10 protein-coding genes are annotated in these 14,341 nt (G+C 75.5%); 7 read left to right on the forward strand and 3 right to left on the reverse strand.

Annotation, left to right across the window (positions count from 1 at the left end; genetic code table 11):
• Positions 1-48 precede the first annotated feature (48 nt).
• The 3 genes from ACIOFR_RS10200 to ACIOFR_RS10210 form a co-directional block, all read right to left on the reverse strand.
• Positions 49-2,064: a PEP/pyruvate-binding domain-containing protein gene (locus tag ACIOFR_RS10200; protein WP_400994423.1), complete on the reverse strand. Its 2,016-nt coding sequence runs from the start codon at positions 2,062-2,064 to the stop codon at positions 49-51.
• Positions 2,061-3,440 carry an acetyl-CoA carboxylase biotin carboxylase subunit family protein gene (locus ACIOFR_RS10205; protein WP_400994426.1) on the reverse strand — a complete coding sequence of 460 codons (1,380 nt, stop codon included), beginning with the start codon at positions 3,438-3,440 and terminating at the stop codon, positions 2,061-2,063. The genes ACIOFR_RS10200 and ACIOFR_RS10205 overlap by 4 nt, the downstream gene beginning before the upstream one ends.
• Before the next feature lie 360 nt (positions 3,441-3,800).
• Positions 3,801-4,412, reverse strand: coding sequence for a LuxR C-terminal-related transcriptional regulator (locus ACIOFR_RS10210; RefSeq protein ID WP_400994428.1), 612 nt, complete (start codon positions 4,410-4,412; stop codon positions 3,801-3,803).
• Positions 4,413-4,794: 382 nt separating this feature from the next.
• On the opposite strand from ACIOFR_RS10210, the gene ACIOFR_RS10215 reads away from it, so the two are divergent.
• The 7 genes from ACIOFR_RS10215 (at position 4,795) to ACIOFR_RS10245 (ending at position 14,328) form a co-directional block, all read left to right on the forward strand.
• Positions 4,795-5,037 carry a hypothetical protein gene (locus tag ACIOFR_RS10215; protein WP_400994430.1) on the forward strand — a complete coding sequence of 81 codons (243 nt, stop codon included), beginning with the start codon at positions 4,795-4,797 and terminating at the stop codon, positions 5,035-5,037.
• Between the two features lie 334 nt (positions 5,038-5,371).
• Positions 5,372-6,433 carry a 3-oxoacyl-ACP synthase III family protein gene (locus ACIOFR_RS10220; protein WP_400994433.1) on the forward strand — a complete coding sequence of 354 codons (1,062 nt, stop codon included), beginning with the start codon at positions 5,372-5,374 and terminating at the stop codon, positions 6,431-6,433.
• 3 nt (positions 6,434-6,436) lie between these two features.
• On the forward strand, positions 6,437-7,354 hold the full coding sequence (locus ACIOFR_RS10225; RefSeq protein WP_400994435.1) for a hypothetical protein: 918 nt from the start codon (positions 6,437-6,439) through the stop codon (positions 7,352-7,354).
• Between the two features lie 4 nt (positions 7,355-7,358).
• Positions 7,359-9,320, forward strand: coding sequence for a fatty acid CoA ligase family protein (locus tag ACIOFR_RS10230; RefSeq protein WP_400994437.1), 1,962 nt, complete (start codon positions 7,359-7,361; stop codon positions 9,318-9,320).
• Positions 9,317-10,360, forward strand: coding sequence for an NAD-dependent epimerase/dehydratase family protein (locus ACIOFR_RS10235; RefSeq protein WP_400994439.1), 1,044 nt, complete (start codon positions 9,317-9,319; stop codon positions 10,358-10,360). Before ACIOFR_RS10230 ends, ACIOFR_RS10235 begins: the two co-directional genes overlap by 4 nt.
• Positions 10,361-10,402: 42 nt before the next feature.
• Positions 10,403-13,579, forward strand: a complete 3,177-nt coding sequence (locus ACIOFR_RS10240; RefSeq protein WP_400994441.1) for an amino acid adenylation domain-containing protein — start codon at positions 10,403-10,405, stop codon at positions 13,577-13,579.
• Positions 13,576-14,328 (forward strand): formyltransferase family protein, encoded by a 753-nt coding sequence (locus ACIOFR_RS10245; RefSeq protein WP_400994444.1) that lies wholly within the window; start codon positions 13,576-13,578, stop codon positions 14,326-14,328. Before ACIOFR_RS10240 ends, ACIOFR_RS10245 begins: the two co-directional genes overlap by 4 nt.
• The last annotated feature ends 13 nt before the right edge of the window (positions 14,329-14,341 follow it).

Here is a 14,341-nt window from a genome sequence, read left to right on the forward strand (position 1 = left end):
TTCCTTCGTCGGGGAGGAGGGTGCGGCGGGCGTGGGGCGGCGGCGGTGTCAGCCGTTGTACGGCCTGAGCTGCAGCAGGTGCACCCGGCCCCCGGGGGCGAGCAGCCACTCCACGTCCAGCGGCGCGGCGAAGGTGTAGTCGCCGGCGAAGTGGGACTGCAGCAGGCGGCCCGCCAGGGCGAGCCGGCCGAGGTCGGTGCGGGTCCCGGGGTCGAGGTCCCGGTCGGCGGCGCCGAGCGAGACGGTGCGGCCGCCGCCCTCGACGGTGTTGTAGAGGTACTGCATCGGCAGGGTGGTGCCGTCGACGACCGCGGAGGCGGAGCCGAGCGTGCAGTTGAGGTACACGTTGCGGAAGTCGGCGCGGTTGGTGGGGTTGCAGGTGACCATCACGCCGCCGAGCGGGGACGGCTCGTACCGCTGGACGATCACGCCCATGAAGGTGTCGTCCAGCGAGATGCCGGCCTGGTGGCGCAGCCGGACGCTGCGCGAGGAGAGCAGCGAGGCCCACACCTGTCGGATCGCGTCGAGCAGGCCGGGCAGGTCGGTGACCTTGGTGTGCGACTCGTAGATGCCGGCGGCGGAGAAGCCGGGCAGGTCCTCGGCGTTGGAGGAGGAGCGGACGGCGAGGCGGTCGGCGCCGGCGAGGTGCTTGACCACGTGCGTGTCCAGGGCCCGGACCAGGTCGTCGGGCACCGGGGTGGAGGCGACCAGGTGCTGGAGCTGGACGCAGACCGAGTCGACGGCGTCCATCGCACCGAGTTCGAGGGCCATCTTGAGCTTGCCGATGCTCTGCTGCACGGCGCGGGAGGAGTCCAGGAAGCGCTGCTGGACGGCGAACGGCACCGCGATGCCGTCCGGCGCGCTGACGTGCCGGGCGAGGAAGTCGGCGGCCGCCCGGGCCAGGTCGGCGTCCTCGGGGACCTCCAGCCGGCCGGCCAGGTGCGCCAGCAGGTCGGGGCGCGGCGCCCGGGGCACCGCGTAGTAGCCGGTCAGCCGGGCGGATCCGTGGCGCAGCACGTGGTGCAGTTCGCCCAGGTTGGCGGCCTTGGTGCCGTACCGGTTGCGGTCACCGGCCCGCAGCTCGCAGAGCGGGACGATCGGGACGTCCTCCACCTCGGGGGCGTCGATCCGGATCCGCTGGGTGTGCCAGACCGGCTGGGTGAGGTCGGCCGGCTCCTCGGTCCGTTCGAGGGTGACGCCGTCGGCCGTGACCTCGTAGCGCACCCAGCCGTTGTCGAGCCGCTCGGCGGCGATCCGGTCGAGCACGTCGCGCACGATGGCGTTGGGCACGCCCCAGCCGGCTGCCAGCATGTTGGTGTGCGACAGCGGCGTGGTGGGCCGGGCGTTGAGCAGGCCGGCCAGCCGGGGGATGTCGTCGGGGACGACCGGCATGGCCACGATGTCGTACCAGGCGAGGTCCGGCCGGGCGGCCCGGTACTCCTCGGTGCCGGCGAAGGCGCGCAGCCGGCCGACGGCCGAGCCCAGGGTGAGCGGCACGAACGGCCGGGCGGCGAACAGCTCGTTGCCGGCGGTGCGGGGCAGCACGGTCTCGGGCACGCCGGCGAGAGCGTTCTCCTGGGCGTGGTTGGCCGGCTTGGTGAGCAGGGCCAGCGACTCGTCCAGGTGCGCGCGGACGAAGCGGTGGAACTCGGTCAGCAGCTCGGCACCCATGGTGTCGGCCTCGGTCGTCTCCAGCACCATGAACGCCTTGGCGCGGTCGCCCGGCGGGCCGTCCGAGTGGAGCGAGAGCACGCCGAGCAGGTACCGCCGCTCCGGGTCGTGGTAGACGCCGTGGTTGAAGCCGTCCAGGTCGGCGTCGAGCTGTTCGAGGGTCAGGCCGTCGATCTCGGTGGCGATGTAGTTGACGTGGAAGGAGTGCACGGCGCTGTCGAGCACGTGCCACTCGCCGCGGTGGCGGTCCACCACGACCTTCACGTACGGGTGGCCGCCCAGCGTCCCGCAGAGCTGCTCGAACAGCGGCAGGGTCAGCCGGGCGCCGACGACCGCGCCGTGCGGGGAGCCGGCCGTCGTGGCGGGCCGGTCGGTGCTGTCGTTGGCGTTCACTGGGACATACCTGTCGTGAGGCGGGCGGTCGTGGTCAGGGACTTGGGGAGGGCGTCGACGATCCGCGCGCAGTCCGCCAGCAGGGCGGGGGCGGACTCGGCGGTGAGGAAGCACAGGGCGGCCATCGTGTTGGCGCCCTCCGCCTCGCGGTAGGCGGGCACGGGGGTGCCGGGCGGCAGGCTCTTCTCGGCCACCAGCTCGATCCGGGATCCGGGCTGGAGCAGCTCGGCCCAGTCGACGGCCGCGAAGTCCCAGCGCGGGTGCTCGGTCCACGGTTCACCGAGTGCGTCGACGGCGAGCACCACGAGCGAGCCGGCCGCGCCCTTGCCGGAGGTGACCATCCGCGGCGGGTAGTCGACGGGCCGGCCGAGCAGCTGGCGGGTCAGCATCCCGATCATGTCGAGTCCGAAGACCTCCTCGACCTGGCGGGTGGTCAGCACCCCGCCGAACCGGGCGGCGGTCTCGATCAGCCACATGCCGTGGCCGCCGGGGGCGAGCTTGATCTCGGTGTGGGTGGCGCAGGTACCAAGGCCCAGCGCGTCGACGGCGGCCCGGGAGAGCTCCTCGATCCGGCGCTGCACCGGCTCGGGCAGCTCGGCGGGGGCGATGCTGGCGCGCTCGGTGAAGGGCGGCACGGTCGGCATCCGGCCGGTGATCGCCAGCGGGTGGTAGACGCCGTCGGCGACGATGCCCTCCACGCTCACGTAGTCGCCCCAGCCGTGGCCGTCGAACCAGCCCAGGGTGCCGCCGGTGACGATCTCCTCCAGCAGGAAGTCGCTCACCCCCTCGCCGGCGGAGTGCAGTTCGGCGTAGCCGTCCTCGGCCGAGGACGCCATCACGGCGCGGCCGCGCTCCCAGGCGAGGGCCGCCTGCTCACGGTCGTGGACGGTGAGGTGCGCCGTGGAGCCGGCGCTCCAGGCCGCCTTCAGCAGCAACGGCGGCGTCAGCCGCGCGAAGGCCTCGTCGATGTCGGCGTCGCGGTGGATCTCCGCGAAGCCGGGTATCGGCACCCCGGCGTCGCGCCAGGTCCTGCGCATCAGCCGCTTGTCGCGCGCGGCCTCGACCCGCGGCCCCGCGCCGGCCAGGCCAAGCCGCGCGGCGGCGTGGGCGACGGCCACCACGGCGTACTCGGAGAAGGTCGTCACGGCCCGGGCGGCGACCCGCTCGGCGCGGTCGCAGACCAGGTCCACCAGGGCGTCGCCGTCGGCCGGTTCGGCCTCGGTGACGGTGGCACAGTGCGGGAGCCAGCGGTCGGCGGTGACGTGCGGCAGGGGGGCCAGGGCCAGCACGTGGACCTCGGCGTGCGCGGCCATCCGGGGGATCGCGTACTCCAGGGGCGGCCCTCCCCTGGCGTGGACGAACAGGATTGCGCTCACAGGTGCTCCTCGGCGTTGGGCAGGCGCGGGTGGGGCCTGCGGGAGTCGGCCACCGGAGCGGGCCAGCCCGAACGGGGCCCGAACTCCGGCTATGAGCAACCGAATCACGACGGAGGGTGACGAAATGCGGCGGGAGTCGTTCGGAACTTTGGCAGATGCCAAACAACCGTCACTTGACGAGTCATGATCAAGATGTGATCGTCCGGCGCCCTCCTCGCACGGCCGCACCTCCCCCCGCGCGCGACGACCGGGGGGCCGACCCCCTCCGCGTACCCCGCATTCCCCGCCGGACACGGGACGGGATGACGTGGCGTCAGAGTCGGCCCGCCGAGGAGGGGATGCGCCCCGGCCCGGGCGCGGTCAGCGGCCCGGGACGATGTTGTTGGCGATCGCGAAACGGGTGAGGTCGGCCCGGCGGCGGGAGCCGATCTTGTCGCGGAGACGGTCCAGATGAGAGTGGACGGTGTGCTCGCTGATGCCCAGGCGGTCCGCGATGCCGTGGTCCGTCTCGCCGTTGGCGAGCAGCTCCAGGATCTGCCGCTCGCGTTCCGTCACCTTGCAGGTGGTCTCCGTCCAGGAGCGGACGGCGAGCGCCGCGGACACGTACGAGCAGCCGGAGGCGACCAGGCGGATCGCCGCCAGCAGTTCCTGCTCGCCGGCCCGCCGGCTCAGGCATCCGCGCGCGCCGGCCTGCATCGGCGGGACGATGTCGCTCTGCGGGTCCGAGCAGAGCACCAGGACCTCGGCGCCGAGCCCGGCTAGCCGGTACACCACGGCGGACAGCACGGCGGGCCGCAGTTCGAGGTCGAGGAGCACCACGTCACCGGGCCGCAGGTCGCCCTCGACCTCCTCGGGGGAGCCCGCGCCGGCCGTGAAGACGAGGTCGGTGGCGGAGCCGATCACCTGGGCCAGGCCCCGGCGGAACAGCGGGCAGTCGCCGACGACGGCGACCCGTCTCGGCTGCTGGCTCATGGCCGGCCCTCGGCGGGCGGCCGCCGCTGCGGCGGTCCCGCTGCGTACGCGCGTACGACCCCCATGCCCTCCAGTCTTCACCCCGCCGGGCCTTCCGGCATGCGCAGGGCGTGTCGACGCGGCACCGCGGCCCGGCGCCGGTGCGGCGCCGGGGTGCGGGCGTGGGCAGGTCTGCCCCGTCGGCTGTGGGCCTTTCGGCCCTTGGCGGCCGGCGGCCGGGGAGTGACACTGGGGCCGGGATCCCGGGCGTCCGGCCGGGTGGTGACCGGCCCGCGGAGCACGGACGGCGCGGCGTACCGGCATACCGGCACACCCGGCCCGGGCTGCTCCCGCAGGGCCTTGCACACACCGTAGGCGCCGTCACGCACGGAGGAAAGTCGTCATGTCGGAGATCAACGCGTCGACGGGAGTGTCGACGGGAGTGCGGCTCCCCCGGGCGTTCTGGAAGGTGGTCGCGCACGGCGACGGCGGCCCGCCCGGCGGCGGGACGTTCCTGCTGACCCATGACCTCGGCCGGGTCGAGGCGCTGGGCCCGGCCGGGTCCCGGATGTTCCAGCTGGACCTGGCCGCCCTGGGGACGCGGACCGCGCGGCGGCCGAGCCCCCGGCACCCCGGCGGCGGCTGACCACCGCCCGGTCCGGCCGCCCCCTCCCGCCCGACCGCACGTCAGATGCCGTGCGGACGGGTGGGGTTGTGCCCGTACGGCCGTTCGCGCGTGACCTGCCGGGCATGATCGTATGTGACCGAGTGACAGTCATCACTGAAACACCACGGGTTACCTAAAGGCAACATACCGTCAGGTAACGTACGGATATGACCAGATGACCGGCCGCAGGATCCGGTCCGCCGACGGCTCCCCCCGGGAGTCCGTGTCCGCCGCGGACGCATGCCTTTCGCCGTTTCCGGGTCGGGCCCGAGCGGGGTAATCCGCCGGCCGTCCAGCAGATGAAAGAGGAAAGATGACCTCCGACGCACGGGGCAGTCGCTTCGAGGCCCTTGGCGCGCACCTGCCAACCACCGTCCGGTCCACCCCCGACCTGGTCGCCTCCGTGGAGCGGCTGCCGGACGTGGACCTGGCACGCATCACCGGCGTCACCGAGCGCCGGGTGTACGACCGCCGACCCGAGGCCGGCGAGGACTCCTACGGGATGGCGCTCAAGGCCGCCCGGGACGCGCTCGCGCACTCCCGCCACGAGGCCGCCGACCTGGACGTGGTCGTCTCGGCCTCCATCACCCGGTTCAAGGACGGCGACGACTTCTACTTCGAGCCCTCCTTCGCCGGGCTGCTGGCCCGCGAGCTCGGCGCCCGCCGCGCGATCCACTTCGACCTGTCCAACGCCTGCGCCGGCATGCTGACCGGCGTCCACCTGCTGGACCGGATGATCCGCGCCGGAATCGTCCGCAACGGCCTGGTGGTCAGCGGCGAGCAGGCCACCCGGGTCGCCGAGACCGCCGCGCGCGAGATCTCCGACAGCTACGACCCGCAGTTCGCCTCGCTGTCGGTCGGCGACTCCGCCATGGCGGTGATCATGGACCGCGCGGTCGACGACGCCGACCGGATCCACTACGTGGACCTGATGACCTGCGCCGAGTACTCGCACCTGTGCCTGGGCATGCCGAGCGATCGCACCGAGGGCATCGCGCTCTACACGGACAACCGGCAGATGCACAAGGAGGACCGGCTGCGCATGTGGCCGGCCTTCCACGGCGACCAACTCGCCAAACTCGGGCGGACCTTCGCCGACGAGGAGTTCGACTACGTCGTCCAGCACCAGGTCGGCACCCGGTTCATCGACTACGTGAACCTCACCGGCGCCCGGGAGTTCGGCACCGAGATGCCCGAATCCCTGTCGGTGGTCGAGCAGTTCGGGAACACCGCGACCACCTCGCACTTCCTGGTGCTGCACCGGCACCTCACCGCGGGCACCGCCCGCCGCGGCGCCCGGTACCTGCTGGTGCCCGCCGCCTCCGGCGTCGTCACCGGCGCCCTGTCCGCGACCATCACCAACCTGGGGGTCTGACCCGTGACCACCGTCATCAGGGCCGCATCGGCCATCGCCGCACCGACCGACGGACAGGCGGCCGCCGTCCTGCTGGCCGGCCGGGCCTCCCGCGCGTGCCTGGCCGAGGCCCGGATCTCCCCGGACGCGGTCGGCGCGCTGATCAACGTCGGCGTGTACCGCGAGCACAACACCTTCGAACCCGCCGTCGGCGCGCTGGTCCAGAAGGAGGTGGGCATCAACCTCGACTACCTGGCCCACCCCGTGGCCGGCGCGGCCTTCTCCTTCGACCTGATGAACGGCGCCTGCGGCGTGCTCAACGCCGTCCAGGTGGCCCAGGCGATGCTGCTCACCGGCAGCACCGAACGCGTCCTGATCACCGCCGCCGACGTCCACCCGGGCGGCCGCGCCGAGCTGGACGACGACTACCCGTACGCCGACCTCGGCGCCGCCCTGCTGCTGGAGCGCTCCGCCACCGCCGACGGCGGCTTCGGCCCCGTCCGCACGGCCGGCTCCGACGAGGACTCGGCGACCGCCGGCTACCTGCCGACCGCCGGCATGGGTGCGGGCGGACGCGCGCGGATCACCGTACGGCGCGACCACGGCTTCGCCGAGCAGCTGCTCGACCTGGCCGTGGACACCGCCGCCGAGTACGCCCGGACCGAGGGCCTGGACCTGCGCCGCACCCTGGTGGTCAGCTCCCGCCCGACCGCCGACTTCGCGCAGCGCCTCGCCGGACGGCTCGGCCTGCCCGAGTCCTCGGTGCTCGCCCCGGACGCGCCGGACGGTGCCGAGGGCCTGCCGCACACCGCCGCCCCGATCCTCGGCTACCTCCGGGCGGTCGACCAGGGCCTGCCCGCCGACGTCGACCAGATCCTCTTCGTCGCCGTGGGCGCCGGCCCGAGCGCCGTCTGCGTCAGCTACCGGCCCCAGGACCGGTGACCCGGTGACCACCGCATCGGAGCTGCTCAGCGGCGACGTCGGCCTCGCCGAACACCTCGAACGCAACGCCCTGGCCTTCCCGGAGAAGACCGCGATCATCCACCCCGACGGGACGGAGGCCGACGGCCGCATCCGCTACGCCGAGCTGACCTACGGCCGGCTGCAGACCGAGATCACCACGGTGTCCGGCTCGCTCGCCGCGATCGGCATCGGGCACGGCACCCGCACCGTCCTGATGGCGCCCCCCGGACCCGACCTCTTCGTGCTGCTGTTCGCGCTGCTGCGGCTCGGCGCCGTCCCGGTCGTGGTCGACCCCGGCATGGGCGTGCGGCGCATGCTGCACTGCTACCGGGCCGTCGGCGCCGAGGCGTTCGTCGGCCCGCCCCTCGCCCACGCCGTACGGGTGCTCGGCCGGCGCGCGTTCGCCGGGGTCCGGACCAACGTGACGCTCGGACGGCGCTGGGCCTGGGGCGGGCACACCCTCGCCGCCCTGCGCACCGGCCCGGCCGGCGCGGCGCCCGCCCCGGCCGTCCGCGGCGACGACCTGATGATGATCGGTTTCACCACCGGCAGCACCGGACCCGCCAAGGGCGTCGAGTACACCCACCGGTCGGCCGCCGCGATGGCCCGGGCCGTCCGGGCCGCGCACAGCCGCGACCGGGACGAGGTCTCGCTGGTCACCCTGCCCCTCTACGGCATGCTGGACCTGCTCTTCGGCTCCACGCTGGTGCTGGCCCCGCTCGCCCCCGCCAAGGTCGACCGGGCCGACCCGGCACCGCTGGTGGACGCGATGCTCAGGTACCGCACCTCGACCGTGTTCGCCTCCCCCGCCCTGCTGCGCCGCCTGGGCGGCCACCTGGCGCAGCACCCGACGGACCTGCCCGACCTGCGCTGCGTGGTGTCCGGCGGCGCGCCCGTCCCGCCCGAGGTGGTCGCCACCCTGCGCCGGGTCCTCGACGAGAAGGCCGCGATCCACGTCACCTACGGCGCCACCGAGGTGCTGCCGATCACCTCGATCGAGTCCGCGGAGATCCTGGAGGAGACCGCCGCCCTCGCACCGCACGGCGCCGGCACCTGCGTCGGGTACCCCGTGCCCGGCACCGAGGTGCGGATCGTCCCCGTCAGCGACGGCCCGCTGCCCTTGTGGAGCGGGCAACTGCCGCTGGCCGCGGGCGAGGTCGGCGAGATCGTGGTCAGCGGGGAGTCCGTCAGCCCCCGCTACCACGCCGCGCCCGCCGCCGACGCCGCCCACAAGATCCGCGACACGGCCGGCGACCGGACCTGGCACCGCACCGGCGACCTCGGCCGGCTCGACCCGCAGGGCCGGCTGTGGTTCTGCGGCCGCAAGACGCAGCGGGTCCGCACCGCCGGCGGCGACCTGCACACCGTCCGCTGCGAGGGCGTCTTCAACGCCCACCCGCTGGTGCGGCGCACCGCCCTGGTCGGCGTCGGCGAGGCCGGCGCGCAACGGCCGGTGGTCTGTGTGGAGACCGAGCCCGGTGTCCCGGCCGACCGCTGGGAGGCCCTGGTCGGCGACCTGCGGGCGCTCGGCGCGGCGCAGCCGCAGACCGCCGGCCTGGACGTCTTCCTGCGACACCCCGCCTTCCCGGTCGACATCCGGCACAACGCCAAGATCGGCCGCGAGCGGCTCGCCCGCTGGGCCGACGACCGGCTGAGCGGCCGCGCCCGGTGCCGGGAGCGGATGCTGCGCGCCGTCCCGCTGGCCGGCTGGGCCTACCTGGCGGCCGGTCTGCTGCACCCGGTGGACCAGCCGGTGCTGGTCGCGCTCTGGTGGATCGACGCGTTCCTGAGCGTGGCGGTGCACGCCGCCCAGATCCCGCGGGCGCTGCCCCGCGGCCGGGCCGCCGGACACGGGCCGGCCGCCACCGCCGCGCTCACCATGCTGTACGGCGCGACCTGGTGGCGGCTGCTGCCGCCCGCCGACCGGGCGGGGGTGGCGCGGTGAAGGTCCTGGTGACCGGCGCCTCCGGTTTCCTCGGCGGCCACCTGGTCGACGGCGCGCTGCGGGCCGGGCACGAGGTGCGGGCGCTGGTCCGCCCCACCAGCGACGTCGGCCGGCTGCGGACGCTGCCCGGCGTGGAGCTCGTCCACGGCGACCTCGGCGACGCCGCCTCGCTGCGCCGGGCCGTCGACGGCGTCGACGTGGTGCACCACAGCGCCGCCCGGGTCGTCGACTTCGGCAGCCGCGCCCGGTTCACGGCGGAGAACGTGACGGGCACGCAGCTGCTGCTGGAGGCGGCGCGCGCCGCCGGCAGCAGCCGGTTCGTCTTCGTCGGCAGCCCCAGCGCGCTGATGGGCCCGCACGACGGCGACCGGCTCGGCATCGGCGAGGACACCCCGTACCCGGACCGCTGGCTGAACCTCTACTCCGAGACCAAGGCCGCCGCCGAGCGGCTCGTGCTGGCCGCCGACCGGCCCGGTTTCACCACCGTCGCGCTGCGCCCCCGGGGCATCTGGGGGCCCCGGGACCACTCGGGTTTCCTGCCGAAGCTGCTGGGGCGGATGCTGGCCGGACGGCTGCCGGACCTGTCCGCCGGAAAGCCGGTGCTGGTCTCGCTCTGCCACTGCGACAACGCGGTCGAGGCCTCGCTGCTCGCCGCCGCGGCGCCGGCCGAACGGGTCGGCGGCCGGGCGTACTTCGTCGCCGACCGGGAGCGGACCGACCTCTGGGCGTTCCTGGCCCGGGTGGCGGGGCTGTTCGGCGGCACTCCGCCGACCCGCCGGCTGCCGCCCGCGGTCCGGGACGCACTGGTGGCGGCGGTGGAGCTGCTCTGGACGGTGCCGGCGCTGGCCGACCGCCGCGAACCCCCGCTGAGCCGCTACTCGGTGGCGCTGCTCACCCGCTCCGCGACGTACAGCACGGCGGCGGCCGAACGGGACCTCGGCTACCGGCCGGTGACGGACCAGGAGGCCGGCCTGCGCGGGCTGCAGGACTGGGTCGCCTCGATCGGCGGCGCCCGGGAGTTCGTCCGGGCCGGGCGCTGACGCACCGGCCGCCCCGGCTGACCACACCTCAGGAAGACTGTGATGACTACCAACGACAGCACTCCCGCCGCCCGGCCGGGCGGGGCGCCCTACCGGCGCCCGGTCTCGGCCACCGAGTGGCTGTACCTCGGCGCGCACCGGCTCGGCAGCGCCATGGTGCTGCAACTCGTCGTCGAGGGCGACGGCGATCCGGACCCGGAGCGGCTGCGGGCGGCGCTGGCGGCCGCCGCCGACGCCTGCCCAGGCTCCCGGCTGGTGCGCCGGGGGCGCCGGTGGGTCGACTCCGGGAGCCCGCCGCAGCTGCGGGTGGCCCCGGACGGCAGCGGACCGGACGCCGCACTGCGCACCGGTACGGCCTGGTTGGAGGACCCGCTGGACCTGCGCCGGGGGCCGGGCTGCGAGGTGCTGCTGCTGCCCGGCGCGGCGGGCGCGACCTCGCTGGTGTTCCGGGCCTTCCACGGGGTGATGGACGGGCACGGCGCGCTGCTCTGGATGGCCGAGGTGTTCCGGGCGCTGCGCGGGGAGCCGGCCCGGCCGGCCCGTTCACCGGTCACCGACGCCGGGCTGCTGGCCGAGGTCGGCGCCACCGGGCGCCGGCCCGCGCTGCTGCTCGACCAGCGTGCACCGCTGACCGCCGGGCCGGCCGGCACGGCGGGGCGGCCGGAGTCGCTGTGGCGCCGGCACACCCTGCCGGGCCGCCACCACGCGCTGACCGCCCGGCTGGCCCGGGCGGTGGCGGACGCCACGGGGGCACCGCGCGCCCGCGTCATGGTGCCCGTGGACCTGCGGCGTCACCACGAGGGCGAGCCGGCCACCGGCAACCTGACCCTGCCGGTCTTCCTCGACCTCGCCGGGGGCGAGTCCTGGCCCGCCGCCCAGGCGCAGCTGCTGCGGGCGCTGGCGGACCGCCGGGAGCTCGCCGGGGGCTTCGAGTCGGCGCTCGCCCGGCTGCCGCTGCCGGCCGCGGCCGGGCTGCTGCGGGCGGGGCGCGCGGTGTCGCTGCGGCGCGACCGCCACCTGGCCTCGGCGGTCGTCTCCCACCTGGGCCGGGTCAGCCCGGCGGAGTGCTCGGGTGCGGGCTTCACCGGCCGGACGGTGTACGCGCTGCCGGTGCACGCGCCGCTGGTCCCGGTGTCCTGCGTGGCGGTCGAGCTGCCGGACCGCACCGAGCTGACCGTCGGGTTCCAGGGCGGTCCCGGCCTGGCCGCGCGGGCCGACGAGCTGATGGACCGGCTGGTCGCGTCCGTCACCGGGCCGGAGACCGGCGACCCGGGCCCGGCGAGCGCGGGTGTGGTGGGTGCGGGTGTGGTGGGCGCGGCCCCGGAGCGGGTCGCGGCGGACACGGCGGACACGACGGTGGTCGGGCTGCTCCGGCGGCAGGCCGCGCGGACCCCGCGGGCGATCGCGCTGGACGGCCCCGCCGGCCCCGTCGACTACGCGGAGCTGGACCGGCGTTCGGACGCGGTGGCGGCCGGGCTGCTGCGGCGCGGCGTCGGCCGCGAGGACGTGGTCGGGCTGCTGGTCGAGCGCTCCCCCGCCGGGGTGGCCGGGCTGTGGGGCGTCCTCAAGGCCGGCGCCGCGTACCTGCCGCTGGACCCGCACCAGCCGGACGCCCGGATCGCGCAGGTGCTCCAGGAGGCCGGGGCGGTCGCCTGCGTCACCGAACGCCGGATGCTGGGCCGCGCGGACGGCGCCTCGCCCTGCCCGGTGCTGGCCGTCGAGGACGTCCCGGACGCGCCCGCGGGCTTCCGGCCCGCGGAGCCCGAGCCGGGCCAACTGGCCTACGTGGTCTACACCTCGGGCTCCACCGGGCGTCCCAAGGGCGTCCAGGTCGAGCACCGCGCGCTGCTCGCCTTCGTCCGGTGGGCGGCCGACCTGTGCCGGGTGGACGGGCGGACCAGATTCGCCTTCCTGTCCTCGTTCGCGTTCGACATCTCCTGCTTCCCGCTGTTCCTGCCGCTGCTGCACGGCGGCACGACGGTGCTGGTCCCGGGCGAGCCGACCCGGCCCGCGCTGCGCGAACTGCTGGAGCGGCACCGGGCCGACACGCTCGCGGTGACCCCGACCCACCTGGACCTGATGGAGGCGTACGGCCTCGGCCTCGCAGGGCTGCGGACCCTGCTGGTGGGCGGCGAGCAGTTCACCCGGGCCGCCGCCGACCGGGTCCGGCGCCGGCTCGGGCCGGGGGCCCGGCTGATCAACGGGTACGGGCCCACCGAGGCGACCGTCGGCTGTCTGGCGCACGTCCTGGACGGCACCGAGACCGGTCCGGTCGTCCCGATCGGCCGGCCCGCGCCGCAGGTCCGGGTCGAGCTGGTGGACGGCTCCGGGGCCCCGGTCGGACCCGACCGGACGGACGCCGTCGGCGAGATCCTGCTCTCCGGGCCGCAGTTGGCCCGCGGCTACCTGGGCCGGCCCGATCTGGACGCGGTCTCCTTCCCGGTCGGCGCGGACGGGGTGCGGCGCTACCGCACCGGCGACCTCGCCCGCCGGTTGCCGGGCGGGGAGCTGGAGTTCGTGGGACGCGAGGACGAGCAGGTGAAGATCGCCGGGCACCGGATCGAGCCCGCCGAGGTGCGGGCCGCCCTGGAGGGCCACCCGGCGGTGCGCACGGCCGTGGTGGCCGTCCGCACCCGCCCGGGCGGGGCTCCGGCGCTGTGCGCGTACGTGCTCACCACCGAGGGCGCGGGCCGCACCGGCGCCGGGCTGGGGCCGGCGCTCCGTGACCACCTGGCCACGCTGCTGCCCGCGCACCTGGTGCCGGCGGTCGTGCTGCCGGTGGCCGCGCTGCCCCTGACGGTGTCAGGCAAGGCGGACCTGGCGGCCCTGCCCGACCCGTTCGGGGAGCCGTCCCTTCCGCCGGGCGTCTCACCGGACACCTCGCCGGACACCTCGCCCGGCGGCCCGACCGGGGCGGGACCGGCGGCCGACGAACTGGTGGAGCAGGTGGCCGAGGTGTGGTCGCGGGCGCTCGGGCTGGAGCGCCGGGCGATCGGGCCGGCCGCCGACTTCCACGACCTCGGCGGCGACTCGCTGGCCGTGCTGGAGATGCTCTCGACCGTCGCCGAGGAACTGCTGGATCCGCGCGCGGCCGACGCCTTCATGGACGGACTCGGCGATTCCCTCGGTGAGTTGACGCTGCCACGGGTGTGCGACGCGGTACGGGCCGCGCGGCGCTCGGGGACGGCCCGCACCGCCGCGAAGGGGGCCACGGCGTGATCTTCGTCGGCCGCGGCGCCCTGCTCCGGCGGGCCGTCACCCACGCCCTGACCACCGGCCACCGGGTCGACCTGGTGGTCTCGGACGACCCGGCCGACGACCCGGGCGACGGCGCCACCGCGCACCTGACCACCCCGGACGTCAACGCGGTGGCCGGGCAGCTGCTCGACCGCTGCGGTGACGGCGTGGTCTGGTCGGTCAACAACCGGATGATCTTCCGTGCGCCGCTGCTCTCCCGGGGGCTGCGGATCTACAACATCCACAACGGCCTGCTGCCGCAGCACCGCGGGCTGCCCTCGGCCGCGGTGGCGTACGCGCTGCTGCGGGGCGACCGGGAGTACGGCGCGACACTGCACGAGGTCGACGCGGGCGTGGACACCGGCCGGGTGCTCGCCGAACTGGCCTTCCCGGTCGGCCCGGAGGCCCGCTACCACCAGGTGCTGCTGCGCGGTGTGCAGGCCTGCCACCGGTTGTTCCAACGCACGCTGGCGGACGTCGCGGCCGGGCGCGACCCGGAGCCGCCGGCCGTGCGGGAGCCCGGCCGGCCCGGCTACTTCGGCCTGCGGGCGCTGCGCGAGCTGCCCTCGTACGCCGGCCGTCCGGACTACCCGCGGGCCACCGACCTCGGGGTGGCGGCACCGTTCGTGCCCGAGCTGGCGGCGGTGCTGCGGGGCGCCGCGGCGCGGCCGGACGGGTCCGGGTTCCGGACTATTGACGAAAGTTCTCACAAGGGAGTGACTGGCGAGTAACTTCGGCTTAGGC

The organism is Kitasatospora sp. NPDC088346 (assembly GCF_044740765.1).
In the GTDB taxonomy this organism is placed as follows: domain Bacteria; phylum Actinomycetota; class Actinomycetes; order Streptomycetales; family Streptomycetaceae; genus Kitasatospora.

Coding starts and splice junctions, on each gene's coding strand:
- ACIOFR_RS10210 (WP_400994428.1), bottom strand. CDS start 4,412: ATGAGCCAGCAGCCGAGACGGGTCGCCGTCGTCGGCGACTGCCCGCTG.
- ACIOFR_RS10215 (WP_400994430.1), top strand. CDS start 4,795: ATGTCGGAGATCAACGCGTCGACGGGAGTGTCGACGGGAGTGCGGCTC.
- ACIOFR_RS10220 (WP_400994433.1), top strand. CDS start 5,372: ATGACCTCCGACGCACGGGGCAGTCGCTTCGAGGCCCTTGGCGCGCAC.
- ACIOFR_RS10240 (WP_400994441.1), top strand. CDS start 10,403: ATGACTACCAACGACAGCACTCCCGCCGCCCGGCCGGGCGGGGCGCCC.